The organism is Microcoleus sp. Pol7_A1, from assembly GCF_036701085.1.
GTDB classification, from domain to species: domain Bacteria; phylum Cyanobacteriota; class Cyanobacteriia; order Cyanobacteriales; family Microcoleaceae; genus Microcoleus; species Microcoleus asticus.
Genome location: NZ_JAUBQD010000040.1, coordinates 38056 through 57245, shown reverse-complemented (window position 1 = coordinate 57245; position 19190 = coordinate 38056). Strand labels below are relative to the sequence as shown.

Annotated in this window: 17 protein-coding genes; 12 read left to right on the top strand and 5 right to left on the bottom strand. The window is 45.7% G+C overall.

Translation table 11 applies throughout. The annotated features are described in order from the left end of the window. The first annotated feature begins 170 nt into the window (after nucleotides 1-170). Together QUA20_RS21030 and QUA20_RS21025 are read left to right on the top strand one after the other, a co-directional pair. Nucleotides 171-1682, top strand: a complete 1512-nt coding sequence (locus QUA20_RS21030; RefSeq protein ID WP_333190974.1) for a mannitol dehydrogenase family protein — start codon at nucleotides 171-173, stop codon at nucleotides 1680-1682. Continuing rightward, nucleotides 1657-2403, top strand: a complete 747-nt coding sequence (locus QUA20_RS21025) for an HAD family phosphatase (protein WP_333190973.1) — start codon at nucleotides 1657-1659, stop codon at nucleotides 2401-2403. The genes QUA20_RS21030 and QUA20_RS21025 overlap by 26 nt, the downstream gene beginning before the upstream one ends. Before the next feature lie 68 nt (nucleotides 2404-2471). On the opposite strand, the gene QUA20_RS21020 is transcribed toward QUA20_RS21025, so the two are convergent. The 3 genes from QUA20_RS21020 to QUA20_RS21010 form a co-directional block, all read right to left on the bottom strand. After that, nucleotides 2472-2684: a hypothetical protein gene (locus QUA20_RS21020; protein ID WP_333190972.1), complete on the bottom strand. Its 213-nt coding sequence runs from the start codon at nucleotides 2682-2684 to the stop codon at nucleotides 2472-2474. Then, entirely contained in the window at nucleotides 2677-3669 is a 993-nt protein-coding gene (locus QUA20_RS21015; protein ID WP_333190971.1) for a sugar-binding transcriptional regulator, read from the bottom strand. The genes QUA20_RS21020 and QUA20_RS21015 overlap by 8 nt, the downstream gene beginning before the upstream one ends. A gap of 355 nt (nucleotides 3670-4024) precedes the next feature. Then, a complete protein-coding gene (locus QUA20_RS21010; RefSeq protein WP_333190970.1) occupies nucleotides 4025-4828 on the bottom strand; it encodes an SDR family NAD(P)-dependent oxidoreductase in 804 nt (267 codons plus the stop codon). Between the two features lie 157 nt (nucleotides 4829-4985). On the opposite strand from QUA20_RS21010, the gene QUA20_RS21005 reads away from it, so the two are divergent. The 8 genes from QUA20_RS21005 to QUA20_RS20970 all read left to right on the top strand — a co-directional run bounded on the left by QUA20_RS21005 (nucleotide 4986) and on the right by QUA20_RS20970 (nucleotide 15334). Beyond that, nucleotides 4986-6332, top strand: coding sequence for a sugar ABC transporter substrate-binding protein (locus QUA20_RS21005; protein WP_333190969.1), 1347 nt, complete (start codon nucleotides 4986-4988; stop codon nucleotides 6330-6332). A 202-nt stretch (nucleotides 6333-6534) separates the two neighbouring features. Continuing rightward, on the top strand, nucleotides 6535-7455 hold the full coding sequence (locus tag QUA20_RS21000) for a carbohydrate ABC transporter permease (protein WP_172187262.1): 921 nt from the start codon (nucleotides 6535-6537) through the stop codon (nucleotides 7453-7455). Nucleotide 7456: 1 nt separating this feature from the next. Next, on the top strand, nucleotides 7457-8278 hold the full coding sequence (locus QUA20_RS20995; RefSeq protein ID WP_333190968.1) for a carbohydrate ABC transporter permease: 822 nt from the start codon (nucleotides 7457-7459) through the stop codon (nucleotides 8276-8278). A 35-nt stretch (nucleotides 8279-8313) separates the two neighbouring features. Further along, complete coding sequence (locus QUA20_RS20990; RefSeq protein WP_333190967.1) at nucleotides 8314-9426, top strand: sn-glycerol-3-phosphate ABC transporter ATP-binding protein UgpC; 1113 nt, start codon at nucleotides 8314-8316, stop codon at nucleotides 9424-9426. After that, on the top strand, nucleotides 9427-10932 hold the full coding sequence (locus QUA20_RS20985) for a mannitol dehydrogenase family protein (RefSeq protein WP_333190966.1): 1506 nt from the start codon (nucleotides 9427-9429) through the stop codon (nucleotides 10930-10932). Nucleotides 10933-11106: 174 nt separating this feature from the next. After that, on the top strand, nucleotides 11107-11922 hold the full coding sequence (locus QUA20_RS20980) for an alpha/beta hydrolase (protein ID WP_333190965.1): 816 nt from the start codon (nucleotides 11107-11109) through the stop codon (nucleotides 11920-11922). 267 nt (nucleotides 11923-12189) lie between these two features. Then, nucleotides 12190-13632, top strand: coding sequence for a xylulokinase (gene xylB, locus QUA20_RS20975; protein ID WP_333190964.1), 1443 nt, complete (start codon nucleotides 12190-12192; stop codon nucleotides 13630-13632). 121 nt (nucleotides 13633-13753) lie between these two features. Then, nucleotides 13754-15334 (top strand): glycosyltransferase, encoded by a 1581-nt coding sequence (locus QUA20_RS20970; RefSeq protein ID WP_333190963.1) that lies wholly within the window; start codon nucleotides 13754-13756, stop codon nucleotides 15332-15334. A gap of 437 nt (nucleotides 15335-15771) precedes the next feature. On the opposite strand, the gene QUA20_RS20965 is transcribed toward QUA20_RS20970, so the two are convergent. Then, complete coding sequence (locus QUA20_RS20965) at nucleotides 15772-16587, bottom strand: FkbM family methyltransferase (protein ID WP_333190962.1); 816 nt, start codon at nucleotides 16585-16587, stop codon at nucleotides 15772-15774. 208 nt (nucleotides 16588-16795) lie between these two features. Continuing rightward, nucleotides 16796-17305: a hypothetical protein gene (locus QUA20_RS20960; protein ID WP_172187248.1), complete on the bottom strand. Its 510-nt coding sequence runs from the start codon at nucleotides 17303-17305 to the stop codon at nucleotides 16796-16798. Between the two features lie 137 nt (nucleotides 17306-17442). Here QUA20_RS20960 and QUA20_RS20955 point away from each other — a divergent pair, with 137 nt between their 5' ends. Then, nucleotides 17443-17685 (top strand): hypothetical protein, encoded by a 243-nt coding sequence (locus tag QUA20_RS20955; protein WP_172187246.1) that lies wholly within the window; start codon nucleotides 17443-17445, stop codon nucleotides 17683-17685. Nucleotides 17686-17998: 313 nt separating this feature from the next. After that, nucleotides 17999-19081, top strand: coding sequence for an ATP-dependent 6-phosphofructokinase (locus QUA20_RS20950; protein ID WP_333190961.1), 1083 nt, complete (start codon nucleotides 17999-18001; stop codon nucleotides 19079-19081). Nucleotides 19082-19190: the final 109 nt, after the last annotated feature.

The following is a 19190-nucleotide window of genomic DNA, read 5'->3' as shown; positions in this document are numbered from 1 at the left end:
CTCTATCTGTCACACCCTAATTACCATGTGGTAATACGCTTCTTTGTAGATGGCACAAAGGATACCCGAAATTTTCGCAGTTTGAGACATTTGTGTTGCTTGTAGGTCATTGGGTATACCCAGACTGACCAATTTTCATTTTACCTTATCAAACTTATTTAAGAAATCTCATGGTTAACTTACTCAGACCGCCCAGTGTTTCTTCAAGTTCTCGCTTCGGTACTGTAACCGGTTTGTGGAGAGAACAGTCTCCTTACGACAGGAGGGCGCTTAAGACTGGTATCGTCCATTTCGGGCCCGGTCGTTTTTTTAGGGGCCACCTCGCCTGCATAATACATAACTATCTTGCACAGAAGGATTCCCAAGAGCAGAGATGGGGGATTTGTGGGGTTAGCCTCAAGAGTCAACAGACAATTACTAGGTTGAAACCGCAGAGATTCCTTTACACTTTGACCAAACACTCTAGTTGCGCTCAAAATCGTGAGGAAGCGGAAGTTATAGGTTCTATCAGGGAAATCGTTAATGGTAGAGAGAAGTGCGAGTATGTGCTTGAAAAGATGGCGTCTCCCTCTGTGCATCTGGTGACTCTGACAATTACTCAAGGAGGCTACCATCTAGACAAGAATTTTAACCTCGACACAGCGAATGAAGACATCGCGCACGATCTGCGAAATCCTTCCACTCCAACAACTGCAATTGGCTTTATAGTAGAGGCGCTACGCCGACGACGCGATCGCTCAATGACCCCGTTCACCACTCTTTCTTGCGACAACCTCCCAAGAAACGGGGATATCCTGCAAAAAGCAGTGCTAGCTTACGCTCACTCGATCGATCCTCAGCTTGCAGAATACATTAGGGATAGCGCGGTGTTCCCTAATTCAGTGGTAGACAGGATTGTGCCTCAAGAACAGGAATCCGACTATAACTACCCCAACCGACTGTTGCAAGTTCGCGATCGCGCACCCATTGTAACCGAACCATTTTGGCAGTTTGTCGTGGAAGACAACTTCACAGGCGATCGCCCCAAGTGGGAAGATACGGGCGTGATTATGACTAGCGACATCACTCCCTTCCTGTATATGAAGTCGAGATTCTTGAATGCAGTACACTCCTTCATAGCCTGTTTAGCTGTTAGAGCAGGTATAGAGTATATGCACGAGGCGATCGCCCTACCGGAATTCCAGTTGTTTACTCGGCTTCTCATGGACGATATCGCGGCAGCAACACCAGTGCCTCGCGAGATGTGCGAACAATATATGGAGCAGGTGTTACTAAGGCTGAGTAACGAAGATCTTCCCGATACTACTGAGAGAATCTCTTCAGAAACCTGTAGGAAAATAGGCAAGTATATATTTCCGATACTTCAGGATGCTTATAGCCTAAAGGTCAGCATGAAGCGGATTATACTTCCCGTTGCGGCGTGGCTGCTTGCAGTCAGAGAAGAGGCGTGCGAGTCTGGTCAGCCCTATCATGCCAAGGATACCGAAAGCGCAATTACAGCGATTCAAGAAGGCGCAGTAATTAGCGCGATTCTGGGATTGGAGAATTGCGAACACACAGAGGTCGTAGATAATGAATGCCAACAAGCTTTGCGAGATATCCAGACCCACGGACTATTGACTACGCTTAAGAATTACAGTGAGGGAGGCCTTTTAAATGAAACCGCTTTATCAGCATCCTAAAATGGTGCTTTTCGATCATGACGGAACTGTCGTTGATAGTGAAACCATAGCACTTGAGAGCGCATGGAGGCTGACAAATGAAGTGGCTCGTGAGTTCCCTGGCGCTCAATACTATGAGCTTGAGGACTTTGTTAAAAGCTTCGCCGGGAAACCCTACAGGGAAATACTCAAAAAGCTCTACCCAGACTCATTAACCAGTCTTAATGAGCGCGATATTGACAGGCTAGTGGCTGAAGAAGAAAAGAGAGCTATTCAACGGCTGACTATAGAGGCAAAAGCGACAGAAGGAACGCCCGAAGTGCTGTCTTACCTGCGCGACGAAGGATTTGAATATGCGCTAGTAAGTAACAGCAGCTTACAGCGGCTGAGTGCTTGCCTTACTTCTGCAGCCCTGACCGACTATTTCCCCAGCGAGCATATATTTAGCGCTCACGACTCTCTTCCCGTTCCCCGGCCCAAGCCGCTTCCTGACATCTACCTCTATGCAGTCAAGTGTCTGGATGCCGAAATTTCCGATTGCGTGGTAGTTGAAGATTCTCTCAGTGGGATCAGGGCTGCCGTTGCTGCTGGAATTGGACAGATTATCGGTTATGTAGGGGGAACTCATATCAGCGAGGATGAACGAAAAAGCCGTGCAGATGGTCTTCAGTCGGCTGGTGCGCTGCAAGTTATCGATCGGATGCACGATCTTATCGACATATTATCAGCAACTCCACTGTAAGGACACGGGGCATCAGGCGATCGCTTGATGCCCTTAATTAGGATGGTGAAAAATGGCGTTGCTGAATATCAAGAATTCTCAGCCATCGAACGCTTCACCTTATGAATCCACCCTTGGCTCAGACTCAACACCTGCGAATAAGACAAGTCCGTATCTAACACCAAATCCAACACAAACGGCTTAACTAAACGCCGAAACCATCGATGAAATAGCCTTAGAATCGTCAACCGCAAAAAAAACTCAACCACCAACAACTCGGCAACCCCTGAAAAGTTAGACATTCTCAAGAATAGCTTGGGCGACAACTTCGTCGGTGATCAGTCCCGTAATTAACTTCCCATGCAGAGCCGCCAAAATTGACTCCACTTTTTTCACACCTCCTGCTACACCAATAATCAGCCGTTGAGCAGGTTGTTCGAGCGGTACACCGGCAACTCGGCTGTTAGTTACACATTGAATCAAGACTCCTTGACGATCGTATGCCCAACCTGCAATCTCCCCAACAGCCCCCAGTTCCATTAATTGGCTCACTTCATCGTCGTTGATAAAGCCGTCTTGATGTAACGGTGCATTCCAGTCAATTGGGCTAATCCCGACAAACGTTGCTTTTGCTTGCTCTGCAAGGGTTTTTACGGTGATAAACGATCGCTGAGTCTGCAAGAGTTCTCGTTCTTCAATACTCGTGGCTACAACCGGAGTAGGCACTGGATACGCCTGGGAACCAATGCGATCGGACAAGTGCATCACCACTTCATAACGACCCGCACGCCCATAGTGAGACATATTCCCAACAATTGAGACAATCTTATGCTGAGGTTGGTGCATGGATGGGATTTGTTCCACCATCGATCGCAAAGTACGACCCGTGGAAAAGGCCAGGATTGTTGGAGTTTTAGCAACAAGATACGTCTCTAAGTGATTGGCAGCACATACAGCAAGTCCGTTCAAGGTATCGCCGCTCCCTGCATCGCTTGGAACCACTTCACAAAGCGATAGTTCAAATTTGTCTCTGAGTGATTCAGCTAGAGCAATACACTCACGCAGGGGATAATCGAGCCGAAATTTGATCGGTTTTTCACTCACCGCTAGTGCGACCAAACGCTGTGCAGCCTGCCGGGACAGGTTCAGCTTTGCCGCAATCTCTTCCTGTGTGTTCCCAGCAATGTAGTAGAGCCAAGCAGCGTGAGCTGCCTGGTCTAACTTGCGAGTCCGAAGGGGCAAGCCAGCTTTGCTGGCATCGCGCCGCTCTAAGAAGGCTTCTTTCATATTCCACTTATAGGAAGGTTGCATCCCCCTAAGGAGTAGATCTCTATAATTGAGTATCTGCTCAAAGAGGGATTTTTTGCTCAACTCGCTTTCTATACATTATTACATAATACGTTAAGGAAAGTGGTCTTAAAAAACTCCAAGGCAGCAAAACATTGCAGCACCAATCCTGGGTGACAACATTGCTAACTTAGTAATAAGCTGGCACACATTTAAGAAAGCAATATGCACTCATGGGAAAAAGGTTAAAGGCGAAGGGGAAAAGGTTTTCTCTTTTACCTTTCACCCTGTTCATTTTCCCTTAAATCGATTAGTTCAATATGTAACTTAGATGCACAACAACTTACCATTTTTCCTAGAGTCCGCCAGTCATATCCAAGTTAAACCCCGTAATGTAGCTTGCCTCCTCGCTCATGAGAAATGCTACACCGTTAGCAACTTCTTCAAGGCTCCCCAAACGCCGCATCGGTACTGAATTAATCATTTGCTGCTCTACCACTTTAGGATCGGCATCAAAATACTGTGAGCCTACACCCGCCTGCAATTGTGTCTGCCGCGTCCACATCACGCCGGGACCAATCAGCGCAGGCGAGACGGCATTCACCCGAATGTGGTAGGGGGCCAAGTCTTTTGCTGCTGTCTGAGTTATCCCAATTACGGCAAACTTCGAGGCTGAGTAGGCGAGCATATTTGGAGGACCAACCACTCCTGCATGGCTTGCCATATTGACGATCGCTCCTCCACCAGATTTGCGTAGGTGTTGTGCCGCCGCTTTGAGGATGTGAAAAACTCCGACAACATTGATATCAATGACCTTTTTAAAATCCTCCTCAGGATACTCGTCGGTTTTGGCAAACACTCCTTGATAACCCGCATTGTTAAAAACATAATCGAGCCGCCCAAATTGCTCTACAGCACCAGAAAAGGCTTGAGCAACGTCATCAGAATTGGTGACATTGCAGCAAAAGGTAGCAACTGGAATTTTATAGGCTTCTAATTCGCGAGCAACCTCTGCCATCTTCGCTTCGTTTAAGTCTAGGATTACTACACCTGCACCATCTGCGGCAAAACGCTGTGCAGTAGCCCGACCAATATCACCAGCACCGCCCGTAATCAGAATCGTTTTACCAGCAAAGTCATAGCTTGCTCTACCTGTCATATCTTTAACCTCTTGTGAATATATGTTGCAAATACTCTTGAAGTGTTCAGTATTTAAGGTTACTTAGTATAATTCAATTATTGAGCAATCGCTCAATATTAGGCATAAACTCAACAATTTAATCATCGGATTTTTTTAATATCAAAGGAGTTATGCGATGCGTATCCCCCGCTTCGCTAAATTGCTGGTTGCATTCCTCGTTGGAGTCGTGCTTGTGCAACTGCTGTATGCCTGTGCGACAGGTTCGCAAGCAGCAGGGAAAACAAGACTGACGATCGCTACTGTCAATAATGGCGATATGGTCGTCATGCAAGGGCTTTCAAGCAAGTTTGAACAAGCCAACCCAGACATTCAACTGAGGTGGGTTGTCCTAGAAGAAAACGTGTTGCGCCAACGCACAACCACAGACGTTGCTAGCCAGGGCGGACAATTTGATGTCCTGACAATCGGGTCTTATGAAACGCCGATTTGGGCGAGACGAGATTGGTTAAGACCTTTAGATCTACCTGCAAGTTACGACGTAAATGACCTGATAAAACCCATCAGAGAAGGGCTTTCCAACAACGGCAAACTTTATGCTGTGCCGTTCTATGGGGAAAGTTCCATGCTGTATTACCGAAAAGACTTGTTTGAAAAAGCAGGGATTACGGTTCCCGAACAGCCAACCTATTCCCAACTCACAGAATGGGCGAGTAAGGTTCACGATCCGGCTAATGGAGTGTACGGTGTTTGTCTGCGTGGAAAACCCGGTTGGGGCGAAAACATGGGATTTTTGTCCACATTGGTCAACACGTTTGGCGGACAGTGGTTTGACATGAAGTGGCAACCCACTATAAATACTCCAGCCTGGAAAGAAGCGATCGCTTTCTATGTCGATTTGCTCAACAAATATGGCCCGCCGGGTGCCAGTTCCAATGGATTCAATGAGAATCTAGCGCTATTCTCGACGGGTAAGTGCGGGATGTGGGTAGATGCAACCGTTGCAGCAGGACTGTTATCCAATCCAAAAGAATCTCAAGTTTATGACAAAGTTAGCTTTGCCCGTGCACCAATTGAAAAATATCCAAACGGCTCGAATTGGATCTGGGCTTGGGCATTAGCGGTTCCAAAAACCTCAAAATCACCCGAAGCGGCTCAAAGGTTCATTGCCTGGGCAACCTCAAAAGAATACATCCAATTAGTGGCCGATCAAAATGGCTGGGTTGCTGTACCACCAGGTACGCGGACTTCCACCTATAACAATCCCAACTATAAAAAAGCCGCACCGTTTGCTTCGATCGTACTCAGGTCGATCGAATCTGCTGATATTACCCGTCCAGCCGCAAACCCAACCCCTTACAAGGGCATTCAATATGTGGATATTCCAGAATTTCAGGCGATCGGTTCTTCGGTTGGACAAACGATGGCAGCAGCGCTGACGAATCGCCTTTCAGTCGATCGGGCGTTGCAACAATCGCAGAATTCAACTGAACGGTTTATGAAACACACCGGATATATCGAGTAAAAAGAGGGGTTCGGGCGTGTTTTCAAACCTTTCGATCCCCCCCAGCCCCCCTTAAAAAGGGGGGAGAATGAGCGTCAAAGTCCCCCTTTTTAAGGGGGATTTAGGGGGATCTAAATTTGACGGGGAAGGCAAGAAAAAACGCAAATGCTCGCCCATAAAACTTTCACAATCTAAAATCCCAAATCAAAAATTCTATTAAGCTATGTCTTCTTCAGTAGCTGTAAAACATCACCGCGAAACGCCACCCGCCCAGCAACGAAGCAAGCGACAGGCATCAACATTACCCCTGGTTGCGCCTTCCGTCATTGCCTTGCTGCTGTGGATGATTGTGCCCCTAGTGATGACGGTTTGGTTTTCCTTTCAGCGGTATAACCTGCTCAATCCAGATGCGCGCAAATTCATCGGGATTGAAAATTTCACGTTCATCTTGAGCGATCCAGCTTTATGGACTTCGATCGGCATCACAATAATTCTGGTCGTGTCTGTTCTGGCGATCACGATCGGTCTAGGCACACTTCTGGCTATTCTGTTTGACCAAGACTTTTACGGTCAGGGAATTGCGCGGGTACTGGCAATTTCTCCCTTTTTCGTCATGCCCACAGTCAGCGCCTTAGTCTGGAAAAATATGCTGATGCATCCAGTGAATGGGCTGTTTGCTCAATTCACAAGAGGTTTGGGTTTGGGGGCGATCGATTGGTTTGCAGATTTTCCACTGCTTGCCATCATTATCATTGTTTCGTGGGAATGGCTTCCTTTTGCCCTGCTGATTTTGCTGACAGCAATTCAGTCGTTAGATCATGACCAGCTAGAAGCAGCCCGGATGGATGGAGCAAATGCTCTAGCCTTATTCCGTTTCGTCATGCTACCGCATCTGAGCCGCGCTATTGCCGTAGTCGCCATGATCGAGACGATTTTCTTTTTGACTATCTTTGCAGAAATCTTTGTTACCACAGGTGGCGGACCCGGAGTGGCAACCACTAACCTTGCCTATTACATCTTCCTGAGAGCATTGCTGGAATTTGATGTCGGCGGTGCCTCAGCGGGTGGATTAATCGCGGTAATTCTTGCCAACATCGCGGCAATTTTTCTGATGCGTAGTGTTGCTCGTAATTTGGATACCTAAAATGGCACAAAAAACTTCTCGCCGTTTGCTATTTACCTTGCTCGGCTGGTTTGTCGCTTGCAGCTTGTTTTTCCCAATTTTCTGGATGTTTCTCACCAGTTTCAAAACAGAGGTGGCGGCCGTTGCAACTCCCCCTCAGTTATTTTTCCAGCCGACATTAGAAAATTATGTAGCGATCCAAGATCGGGCAAACTATTTCAACTATGCGCTCAACAGTGTGGCGGTTTCGCTCGGATCGACCCTACTCGCGCTGCTGCTTGCCGTACCTGCCGCTTATGCCATGTCTTTTTTCCCAACCAAACGTACTAAGAGTACCTTGCTGTGGATGCTGTCCACTAGAATGCTGCCACCGGTTGGCGTTCTGGTGCCGATCTACATCTTGTGTCGCAACGCTGGTTTGTTGGATACCCGCATCGGTTTGATTATTATTTACACCCTGATCAATTTGCCAATTGTTGTCTGGATGATTTACAGCTTTTTCAAAGAGGTACCCAAAGATATCCTAGAAGCCGATCGCATGGATGGGGCAAACACACAGCAAGAACTTATTCATGTGTTGATGCCACTGGCATTACCTGGAATTGCTTCCACCGCATTGCTTTCGATCATTTTGTCCTGGAATGAAGCCTTTTGGAGCCTCAACCTAACAACGGCTAATGCCGCTCCTTTAACCGCATTTATTGCCTCATTTTCCAGTCCTCAAGGATTGTTTTGGGCAAAACTTTCGGCAGCATCAACTCTGGCGATCGCACCCATTTTAATCTTCGGTTGGTTGAGCCAACGGCAATTAGTACGCGGTCTCACGTTTGGTGCAGTGAAATAATCATTTGATTTTTAATGATTTAATAGGAGTTTTTCATGTCCACAGTTGCTTTAAGAGATATTCACAAAACATATGCCGATACAGAGATCATTAAAGGCGTCGATCTTGATGTTGGCGATCGCGAATTTGTTGTATTCGTTGGTCCATCCGGTTGCGGAAAATCAACCTTGTTACGCATGATTGCCGGACTAGAGGAAATTACCTCCGGCAAGTTGATGATTGATGGCGAGGTAGTGAATGATGTGCCTCCAGATAAACGCGGGTTGGCAATGGTATTTCAAACCTACGCCTTGTATCCTCACATGACCGTAGCGGAGAATATGGCGTTTAGCCTCCGCCTTGCAGGTGTTCCAAAAGCCCAGCGTTATGAAAGGGCGCGTGAAGTCGCTCATGTCCTCCAACTGGAACCGCTGTTAAACCGCAAGCCCAAAGAGTTATCCGGTGGACAGCGCCAACGAGTAGCAATTGGTCGTGCCCTGGTTCGCAATCCCAAAGTGTTTTTGTTTGACGAACCACTGTCAAACCTGGATGCCTCCTTGCGCGTGCAAATGCGGATCGAACTGGCCAGCTTGCATGACAGCCTGCAAGCCACCATGATTTACGTGACACACGATCAGGTTGAGGCAATGACGCTTGCCACCAAGATTGTGGTGTTGCAGGGCGGCATTGTAGAACAAGTGGGTTCGCCGTTGGATCTCTACCACCATCCCCGGAATCTATTCGTCGCCGGATTTATTGGTTCACCTAAAATGAACTTTATCTCGGTTACAGTAACAGCCGTCAATGATTCTGGTATAAGTGTCAAACTTCCTGGTGATGCCAGTGTGACTGTTCCAGTGAAGCCTGGAAAGCTGTCGGTTGGAGACAGTGCAACATTGGGAATTCGCCCCGAACACCTGCGACTCGATCGCAATAGCGCAACAGTAAACGGCGAAGTGTTAGTTGTAGAAAGACTGGGCGGACAAACCTATCTCTATGTCAAGATTGCAGGTGGAGACACCCTAATCGTGGAAACAGATGGAGATAATTCCAGCCAGTTGCGCGATCTTGTTCCTGTCCACATTAGCGGCGATCTTTGTCATCTGTTTGACTTACAGGGTGAAGCCGTTTCAAAAACTCATCGTCACCACCTAGCCGTTAGTAAATAAATGAACAGCAATACCAGCACCGGCTCAACAATGAAGCTCAATGAAGCATCTCTGTTTCGTTTACCTGGAAACGTGCGCGTACCGAATTACGATCGCCATCAAATTACTAATGGCATTGTGCATATTGGGGTTGGTGGATTTCATCGATCGCACCAAGCGCTTTATCTCGACGATTATTTCCATCAGAATCCTGGTAGTGATTGGGGAATCTGTGGTGTTGGATTGCTCGACTTTGACTATGACAGACGGATGCGGGATGCGCTTCAATCCCAAGATTGTTTGTATAGCTTAGTTGAGCGATCGCAAGAAGGCGATCGGGCTCGAATCATCGGTTCAATCACTCGATACCTGTTTGCACCAGACAATCGTCAAGCAGTTATTGAAGCATTAGCCGATCCCAAATGCCGAATTGTTACTCTAACGGTCACTGAAAGCGGCTACTACTACATTGAAGGAAGTGGCAATTTCGATGTAAACCACCCGACGATGCAGCACGATTTGCAACATCCCCACCAACCACTTGGGACATACGGTTTTTTGACAGCCGCACTCGAAAAGCGGCGTAAACAGGGGTTGGCACCCTTTACAGTCTTGTCCTGCGACAATATCCAGGGCAACGGCAACATGGTGCGGAAAATGCTAACGACATTTGCCGAAATGCGCGATCCAGAGTTAGGACGTTGGATTGCTGAACAGGTTGCGTTTCCCAACTGCATGGTCGATCGCATTACTCCGCTGACAACCCCAGCAGATATCAAAATGGTCGCGGAACAGTTTGGTATTGATGATGCATTTCCATGCGTCGCGGAGCCTTTCATTCAGTGGGTAATCGAAGATACATTTTGTGCAGGCAGACCCGATTGGGAATCCGTTGGCGTACAGATGACTAACGATGTTCATCCCTACGAGATGATGAAAATTCGGCTGCTCAATGCCAGTCATATGTTGATTGGCTATCTCGGCTCTCTGGCAGGTTATACCTACGTTTATGAAGTCATGGCCGATCCCTTGTTTGAGCAAGCAGTCGCTAACCTGATGGATGAGGTGACACCAACGCTCCAACCTGTTCCTGGGATTGATTTAGACGATTATAAAAAGACTCTAATTGAACGGTTTTCCAATCCCAAAATTCGCGATCAGCTTCCGCGCCTGTGCCTGAATGGATCGGCCAAAATTCCTAAGTTTGTTTTGGGATCGATCCGCGATAAATTACAACTTGGAGGTGCGATCGATTACCTAAGTTTGACGATCGCTGCTTGGTGTCAATACCTCAGTAGTCAGGATAAACAAGGGCAACCTATTCGCATTGATGACCCCTTAGCTGATATCCTCACTCAACAAGCCCGCTCAGGTAAAACAGATCCCAGACCCTTGCTCAGCCTGGTTGAGATTTTTGGAGATTTAGTACAGTCGCCACGTTTCGTCGAGACTGTTGCTGACAAGTTGAGCAGTTTGCATGAGTTTGGTGCTAAAGGAACGCTTGTCAGATCCTCGCAGGCACAGTAATGGCATTATCAACTTAAGCTGCGATTTTTAGCTTTATAGCTGTTGGCAGTTTCATTAGGACATAGACTATACAGTAGTAGTCTCCCCGCAACCTGTCATGGCAAAACCTTACAGTTATCACTTCCGCCAGAAAGCGATTCAAGCAATTGAAGTCGATAGTATCCAGAAAAGCCTGTGTCAGTAATTCAGGTCAACGGAATTGATTTGTACTACAACATTCAAGGTTCCAGCGAAAACGAGTCATTACTGCTGATAGCGGGGTTTGACAGTGACAGTTCAATTTGGGCTGCAATGATGCGATCGCTAGTTAAGCAGTATCAGGTGCTTCGCTTTGATAACCGAGGATCTGGGCAAAGTGAAGCGCCAGACAGTCCTTACAGCATCAAACAAATGGCGGCTGATGCAGCCGCGCTGTTGGATTACTTGAGCATTTCTCAAGTCCATGTGGTAGGTCATTCAATGGGTGGACAGATTGCTCAAGAACTGGCTTTGGCATATCCAGAAAAAATCCAAAGTTTGATACTTCTCTCATCTTTGGCAAAGGGAGATGAAAAATTTAATTCACTCATCAATTTGTTTGGCGACTTGACACAGAAATTAGAGGGAACGCTTTATCAGAGGGTTATCTTGCCTTGGCTGTTTACCGATGCGTTTTACTCGATTCCAGGGGTAATGGAACAACTCCTCATCTGGATTGAGAATCAACCATTTGGGCCGACACCTCATGGACTGTATCACCAAAGCCGAGCTATTCTTGGCAGTGATACCAGCGATCGGCTTGCAAACATTCATTGCCCTACGCTGGTTATGGTTGGCAAAGAAGACCTTCTTACTCCGGTCAGATTTTCGGAGCAACTAGCTCAAGGTATTCCCAATGCTGAACTAGCTATCATCGAGCAAGGCGGTCACGCCTTTGTAGTAGAGTTGGCGGATACTGTAGCGAAGGTCATGCTTGATTTTCTGGCGAAGCACAGACAACGCATCCTGTAATCCACACAGGAATAACTACTGCTCAGTTGCTTGAAGCGGATGGTGCCCAAATTGTCTATCTGCCCCCCAATTCGCCTGAGTTCAACCGCATTCAATGCTCGGCTTGGTTGAAAAGTCGAATTCGCAAACAGCTACGCCACTCCCATACTTTGCGCGATGCGATGGAAGCCGTTCTTAAGAGAGTGTCCTAATCTCTATGGCGACGGTTATATTTGGCAACAAATCTAATTTTGAATTCTTAACTTTTAAGTATTTGAGGATAACCTAATGTTGCTTGGCATAGATTTAGGAACAGGCTCTGCTAAGGCATTGCTCCTAGCGACAGACGGAACCACTATAGGTGAAGCATCAAGCTCTTATCCTGTTCGTGCACCCCACCCCGGATGGGCTGAGTCGGAACCAGAAGATTGGTGGTTAGCTGTTGCAAAGGCTGTTAGGAAGGCTGTAGGAAATCACGCCGATCGGGTACAGGCGATCGCACTTTCAGGGCAAATGCACGGTGTTGTCCTAGCTTCGGAGTCGGGTCAGCCACTGCGTCCTGCTATCCTCTGGGCAGATACTCGCTCTAGTGCCACGCTTAACACTTATCATTCGCTCGATACCGCTATTCTAGAGCGATTGGGCAACCCGATTACGGCTGGAATGGCGGGCCCGAGTTTGTTGTGGCTGCGAGAACACGAGGCTACTGTCTACAGCGAAGCGCGTTGGGCACTCCAGCCAAAAGATTGGCTGCGGTTACGGATGACTGGAGAAGTCGCAACCGAACCATCTGATGCTAGCGGTACTTTGCTTTACGATGTTGTGTCGGATAACTGGGCTGGGGAAGCAATCTCAGCGCTGAATCTACGCGGTGATTGGTTACCAAAAATTATCCCCTCTAGTGCGATCGCCGGCTACCTAACAACTATTGCTTCAGAGCATCTTGGCTTACCTGTTGGCTTACCAGTTATCGCTGGTGCTGCGGATACCGCAGCGGCGGCACTTGGTAACGGACTACTAGAGCCTGGATTAGTTCAACTGACCGTCGGCACAGGCGCTCAAATCATTACACCTCGATCGCAACCAATTATCGATCGTCATGGTCGTACACATCTCTATCGAACCGCCGTACCTAACCAGTGGTACGCCCTTGCAGCAATGCAAAATGCTGGGTTAGCGCTTGAATGGGTGCGAGGTATCCTCGGCTTGAGCTGGCAGGAAGTCTATACTAAAGCGTTTTCTGTTCCCCCAGGATGTGAAGGGTTGACATTTTTGCCCTACCTCACAGGTGAGCGAACTCCACACCTTGACCCCTATGTACGCGGGGCATGGGTGGGGCTGGGACTTCATCACACACAGGGGCACTTGATGCGGGCAGCTTTAGAGGGAGTTGCTTTTGCCTTGCGACAAGGTTTTGAGGCACTTGAGGCAACAGGTTTTAAAGCGACAGAACTGCGTTTAGCAGGCGGTGGAACGGCAGAAATGCCTTGGAAACAATTACTGACTGATGTATTGAGAATACCCCTCTATGCAACTACAGTTGCTGCTGCTTCCGCGCGTGGTGCAGCTCTACTGGCGGGTATAGGAATTGGCATATACGCAGATGCTAATGACACCATCAAACTGGCAGCCACACCAACGCTTGCTGCAACTCCGCAATCTGTTGATCCCACCCTAGAAGAGGCTTGGATGCGATATCAAGCGCTTTATCCACAACTTAAAAAAACTTGATAGGAGTTATGCCTCAAGGAGGACGTGCTAGAAGCTATATACAAATTATTCTTAAGCTAAGACTGCTTAATATCAGTCAAATAAAATAACTAATTTTACTACAATAAGAGGTAGATATTACATGAACATATTAGCTGGAATTAAGCTCCCAAAATCAGCCGAGAGTTCGGATGTATATATACGGTGTAATGAATCTGCATCTATAAACTACCAGGAAGATGACAAAAAAGTTGTTTTATCTCAGGGTGGTGTTGTCTCCTCAAATTCTTACTTTAATTCGTTTTACGAGAGATTTTATACTCAATATACAACTCTTAGCTCTATCTACTATGTGCTGAAACTTGAAGGCGATTTTAAAGTTTCTGTTTACCGAGAATTTGATGGACAAAAAAACAAAGAAATAATTTATGAAGAGAGCTTTGAGAAATGTCAATTCTCTGATCCTGTAAAAATCTCACCAATAAATCTCCTTCAAGGCAAAAAAGCGGGCAGAATATATTTTGAAATAACTTGTTCTAGTGAACAGGGCGAATTTAAAGGGGCATGGATAGCAACTGATGAAAGTAAAACTAGAGAAGTATCATTGGGGATTGTCATTTGCACCTTTAAAAAAGAGGACTTCATACAAAATACATTAACTGCAATTTTTCAAGATGAATTACTAGAAACCAAGGACTTTAAAGTATTCGTTGTTGATAATGGTAGAACTTTAGATGAAGCTGATTTCGGAAAGCCAAAACTGAGGCTAGTTCCTAATATAAATGCTGGTGGAAGCGGGGGCTTTACCAGAGGGTTGGTCGAAGCTTTAGAGGAAAAAAAATATTCTCACTTTTTGCTTATGGATGATGATATAGAGTTAGAAAGTGAATGTATTTATAAATTATTTCCTTTGTATGAATACGCCAATTCTGATTTTGCTGTAGCGGGTGGACTGCTAAATTTACAAAAAAAATATATGTTGTATGAAGCAGGAGCATCCTACAACGCCTATTCTAAAAATAGAGGATTTGGGCCTGGGGCATTAATTGCTTTAAATTATAATATCGATTTACGAGATTCTAATTCTCTCAACAGGTTGCTCAAGGAAGAAGATGTAGACTATGGCGGCTTTTGGTTTTTCTCTTTTTCTAAGGAACTTGTTGAACAAACTAAATTACCGCTGCCTTTATTTATCAAAATAGATGATGTAGAGTTTGGTTTAAGAATAAAAGAGTTGGGCAATAACATTGTAGCTTTTCCATCAATGGCGGTGTGGCATCAACCAGCGGCGGCCAAGAATGTAAATTGGGAAAATTATTATTATATCCGCAATGATTTAATAGCTTATTCCATCCATTATTCTCCAGAATATATGGATGCAGTTGAGCATTTGACAAAAGTAATACTTCAGGCTTTAGCCAAATTTGATTATAATCATGTAGAGATGGTTGTAAAATCTTTTGAAGACTATCTAAAAGGTCCAGATTTTATCAAAAACTCTGATCCAGAAACCTTTCACATGAGCATTGTAAAGCTTAGTAAAAGCTATAATAACCAAAATGAGGTAGATAAATTAGCTGGTACTAACCTTTTGACTAGGTGGTTTAAAGTTGCTGCTGAAGGTAGTAATGAATGGTCATCCGTAAGTGAAAAATGGAAAAGTGCTTCACAGGAGATGACATCTACTATATTTTGGCAGCAATACCTTGGGCTAAAGAACTAGAATTGAGAGCCTCCATTGGTTGATGGTTGACAGCTTAGACCGCCAGCAACTCAACGATTCACAACAAAAGCGCCTTGAGATTAATTGTGGTAGTTGACACTCCCCCGTCACAGGGTAGGGCGGTTTCATTCTCAGGAAAACCAAGCTTTTGTAAGGGCGATGCAAAGAAGGCCCGCCCCCACCCACAGATGATTTCATGGGCATTTCAGGCATCGGAGATCTTCATGAGGATTTGCCCCTACAAGAAAATGAAACAGCCCTGCCGCATTACGGCATTCCCACTTTCTGATATCCAATGAAAGCCAATTTACAGCAGATTGCAAGCTTATAGACGGCAATAGCAGCATTTAGAAAACCAGTTTTTTAGATGTTGAGGATTAATTAAATAAGCGTGCGAAGTGCGACCCTGATTTAGTATCAGATGGAAGCAACTTGAGTTAAATGATGACATAATCTTCGCCCACAACAGCTTGACTGACCTCTGGTTCCGGCTCTACTGGGTCGCTGTAATGAGTGTCAATGTGTCTGATGAAACTTTCTCGATAAGCTTTGAGATGCGAGTTAAGTGCTTCGATATCCTGCTGTCCGGTCGCGAAATTGCTATCTCTTCTAAATTGACCAGATTCCTTAACAAAAGCCATGTCCACTTGCCACAAAGCTCTATCAGTCGGGCGATATGACAAATCAACAATATCGTAAGCTGCGAAGCCTTGGGACTTCATAAAACTCATTACATCATACATCTGACCGAACAAAGTAACTTCTACAATTACATATTCAGTCTGCTGCAAAATTTCAGTTGCTCCCGCTAAAACATTTAATTCCTGTCCGTCTACATCAACTTTAATTAAATACGGGCCTGACAAGTTTCTTTCCCGGCATATTCCATCCAGGGTAATTGCTGGTATGTTTCTCAAATAAGAATTGCTGCTGTCAGTAACGCGATTTTCAGAAAGTGAAGAATGCACCATACCGGGACTGACGTTGAGGGTAAAAACTCCCGATTCTTTGGTTGCAGCAGCAATAATGTATTCTGCACTTTTGAGCTTGCGGCAAATTTTGGCGAGATAAGGTTCATTTTCCGCGATCGGCTCAATTAGCAAATGTCGCGAATTCGGGAAAGTTTCATAAAGGTTAAAAGTTCCCAATGCCGCACCGACATCAATCACAGTTTTTGGTTCAAAACCTAAGTTTTTAGCTAGCAGCAAGCTGCCTGACATCGAGTTTCTGAGAGTTCCTGTTTGTTGGTTCACAATTTTTCTCGTAATTTTTTGAAAGTATATAATAAACGTCCAATGTGTGGCATGGTGGGTTGATTCCTCAATAATCTCAAATATTCCACTATTCTCTACATTTTTTTACTAACAGGCTTTTGGGCCTGTTCCACAAGACAATTAATTTTTAATGGAACAGGCCCAAAAGCTTCTGGGATTGTTGCTAGATGTTAGCTAACCCAACCTGCTACTGTTTTGCCGACTTCTGCGCCTTGTTTTCCGGTTCGACAGATTGCAAAGCTTCGTCGAGAATTGCCCGCGCTTCTTCGGCTTTACTTCTAGCTTCTCGATAGCGGACGTTAGCTTGAGCAAAGTTTTTGAGAACCTTGAAACCATCTTTCAAACGACCAATTTCCTCGGCCGTCACAGCCTCATCTGTAAACAAAATGTCGATCGCTGCCCGGATTTTGAGTGCTTCTTCGCGGGATTCCATGACTTTCAATTTGAGACTTGCCAAATTGCTCAAAATCTGTACAGCTTCAGTAATCGCGTCCTCGCCGTCAGACGCAGCATCTTCGATATCCTTAACTTCAACAAACTGCTTGGGCCCAAATCCCTCCACGAGTTGTGTAGGCAGCTTGCCCTCATCCATGAGATCCATCAGCCGATCCATCGCTTCTTCGCGGGCTTTGGCTGAATCTTTCCCTTTGACAGTTAAAATAATTTCGGGGCTTTGAGGAAGTGTATAGCGAACCATATTTTGACAGCCTGTGCGCGAAAACAATTGAATGATATTTTATCTTTATTCGATCGCCAGTTGCAGCTATCAATCTGCTCCATTACCAACCGCTTGCCAAAACTTGACACATATACACTCAAAAGGAACCCTCGACAATGAAAGATAAATTTCTTAACTTTCTCAACTTGCTTTTAGTAGCTGATGTATTTTTCGTGTTTGCCATTTTTGGCTGGTTTGCGATCGCAGTAGCGGGTCGATCGACCGGGGTGAATCTCGGTTTTGATTTGTGGTACAGTCTCTGGCAGCCCGTATTTAATCCCGCCCTCGGAATTCTGATGGGCGGTGCTATTCTCAGCGGTATAATTAACCAAGTTTCTAAACGCCTCAATCCCAAGTAAAATTGATGTTTTGTTGGAAACGGTGATTGGCTGTGCTACTTAGTTGCCGATCGAACTTGTATGGTGCGCCAGAGATGAGGCACTAAATTAGGTCGATTAAGCTTGAAAATAAATAAGTAGTCAAAAGCGAGTGAAACGCTCCTCGAAGGAGCGATATCTTATGAAAGCCATCACAAAAGTTATGATAGCTTTACATTCTGTTACAGGGTAAAGTTTATTTTCGCCTACCTATTTACGTCGAAAATAAGAATTGGACGATCGGACTCTAAAAATATCAACTCATGTTCTGAGTAACAAAAGTCGGACATTAATTATGGGAGAACAAAAATGTATCGGTATCCTCACCAGCGGAGGTGACTGTGCAGGCTTAAACGCAGTTATTCGAGCCGTTGTCCACCGCGCAACGGGAACTTACAATTGGAAAGTGATGGGGATTCGTCAAGCCACCAACGGATTGATGAGTCGTCCCCCTCAAGCAATTCCCTTGGATATTGAGAAAGTAGACTCGTGGCTCACCATTGGCGGTACGATGCTAGGCACGACAAATAAGGGCAACCCTTTTGCTTTCCCGATGCCTGATGGGAGTCTACGCGATCGTTCTGACGACATTATCGAAGGCTATCATCAACTAGGTCTGGATGCCTTAATTGGTATTGGTGGCGACGGTAGTCTCGCCATTCTCAGGAAGATTGCTCAACACGGCAATTTGAATTTAGTTGCTATTCCTAAAACTATTGATAATGATGTCGGAATTACCGAGCGTTCCATCGGTTTTGATACTGCTGTCAATATTGCGACTGAAGCACTCGATCGCTTGCATTTTACTGCGGCCAGTCACAGTCGCGTCATGATTGTTGAAGTCATGGGACGCGACGCCGGACATATTGCGATCAGTGCCGGAATTTCTGGGGGAGCTGATATAATTCTGATTCCCGAAATCCCTTACACAATTTCCCAAATCTGCGCCCAAATCCAAGAACGCCAAGACCGGGGAAAAAACTACTGTTTAATTATAGTAGCGGAGGCAGTTCGCACTGAAGAAGGCGAATTAGTAATGCACACAAATCGCTTAGGTCAAAGTCGATTAGGCGGAATTGGTCAGTATTTAGCTGATACAATCTCTGAGTGCAGCGGTGCAGAAACTCGCGTCACTGTTTTGGGACATATTCAACGCGGAGGAACTCCTTCATCGCTAGAAAGATTAATTGCTTCTGCTTTTGGCGTCGCAGCAGTTGATTTAATTGCCGAAGAGAAATACGACTGCATGGTATCTTGGCAAAAGCGGGAAGTTGTGAGCGTTCCTCTGGAAGATGCGATCGCCAAATACAGACCTGTAGAATTCGATGGTACTCTGGTTAAAACGGCTCGCGGTTTGGGAATTTGTCTGGGAGACTAGACAATTACCCGTCCGATTTCTCAAAGATTAACAATTTGTAGTGAGGGCTAAAGTCCTTTCTTTCTCAACTCAACAGCAAAGACTAAAGTCCTTACTACAAACATTTTGC

What these genes read in the sequence shown, in the direction of transcription:
- QUA20_RS21030 (WP_333190974.1), top strand. Translation starts at nt 171, where the DNA reads ATGGTTAACTTACTCAGACCGCCCAGTGTTTCTTCAAGTTCTCGCTTC.
- QUA20_RS21025 (WP_333190973.1), top strand. Translation starts at nt 1,657, where the DNA reads ATGAAACCGCTTTATCAGCATCCTAAAATGGTGCTTTTCGATCATGAC.
- QUA20_RS21020 (WP_333190972.1), bottom strand. Translation starts at nt 2,684, where the DNA reads ATGTCTAACTTTTCAGGGGTTGCCGAGTTGTTGGTGGTTGAGTTTTTT.
- QUA20_RS21015 (WP_333190971.1), bottom strand. Translation starts at nt 3,669, where the DNA reads ATGAAAGAAGCCTTCTTAGAGCGGCGCGATGCCAGCAAAGCTGGCTTG.
- QUA20_RS21010 (WP_333190970.1), bottom strand. Translation starts at nt 4,828, where the DNA reads ATGACAGGTAGAGCAAGCTATGACTTTGCTGGTAAAACGATTCTGATT.
- QUA20_RS21005 (WP_333190969.1), top strand. Translation starts at nt 4,986, where the DNA reads ATGCGTATCCCCCGCTTCGCTAAATTGCTGGTTGCATTCCTCGTTGGA.
- QUA20_RS21000 (WP_172187262.1), top strand. Translation starts at nt 6,535, where the DNA reads ATGTCTTCTTCAGTAGCTGTAAAACATCACCGCGAAACGCCACCCGCC.
- QUA20_RS20995 (WP_333190968.1), top strand. Translation starts at nt 7,457, where the DNA reads ATGGCACAAAAAACTTCTCGCCGTTTGCTATTTACCTTGCTCGGCTGG.
- QUA20_RS20990 (WP_333190967.1), top strand. Translation starts at nt 8,314, where the DNA reads ATGTCCACAGTTGCTTTAAGAGATATTCACAAAACATATGCCGATACA.
- QUA20_RS20985 (WP_333190966.1), top strand. Translation starts at nt 9,427, where the DNA reads ATGAACAGCAATACCAGCACCGGCTCAACAATGAAGCTCAATGAAGCA.
- xylB (WP_333190964.1), top strand. Translation starts at nt 12,190, where the DNA reads ATGTTGCTTGGCATAGATTTAGGAACAGGCTCTGCTAAGGCATTGCTC.
- QUA20_RS20970 (WP_333190963.1), top strand. Translation starts at nt 13,754, where the DNA reads ATGAACATATTAGCTGGAATTAAGCTCCCAAAATCAGCCGAGAGTTCG.
- QUA20_RS20960 (WP_172187248.1), bottom strand. Translation starts at nt 17,305, where the DNA reads ATGGTTCGCTATACACTTCCTCAAAGCCCCGAAATTATTTTAACTGTC.
- QUA20_RS20955 (WP_172187246.1), top strand. Translation starts at nt 17,443, where the DNA reads ATGAAAGATAAATTTCTTAACTTTCTCAACTTGCTTTTAGTAGCTGAT.
- QUA20_RS20950 (WP_333190961.1), top strand. Translation starts at nt 17,999, where the DNA reads ATGGGAGAACAAAAATGTATCGGTATCCTCACCAGCGGAGGTGACTGT.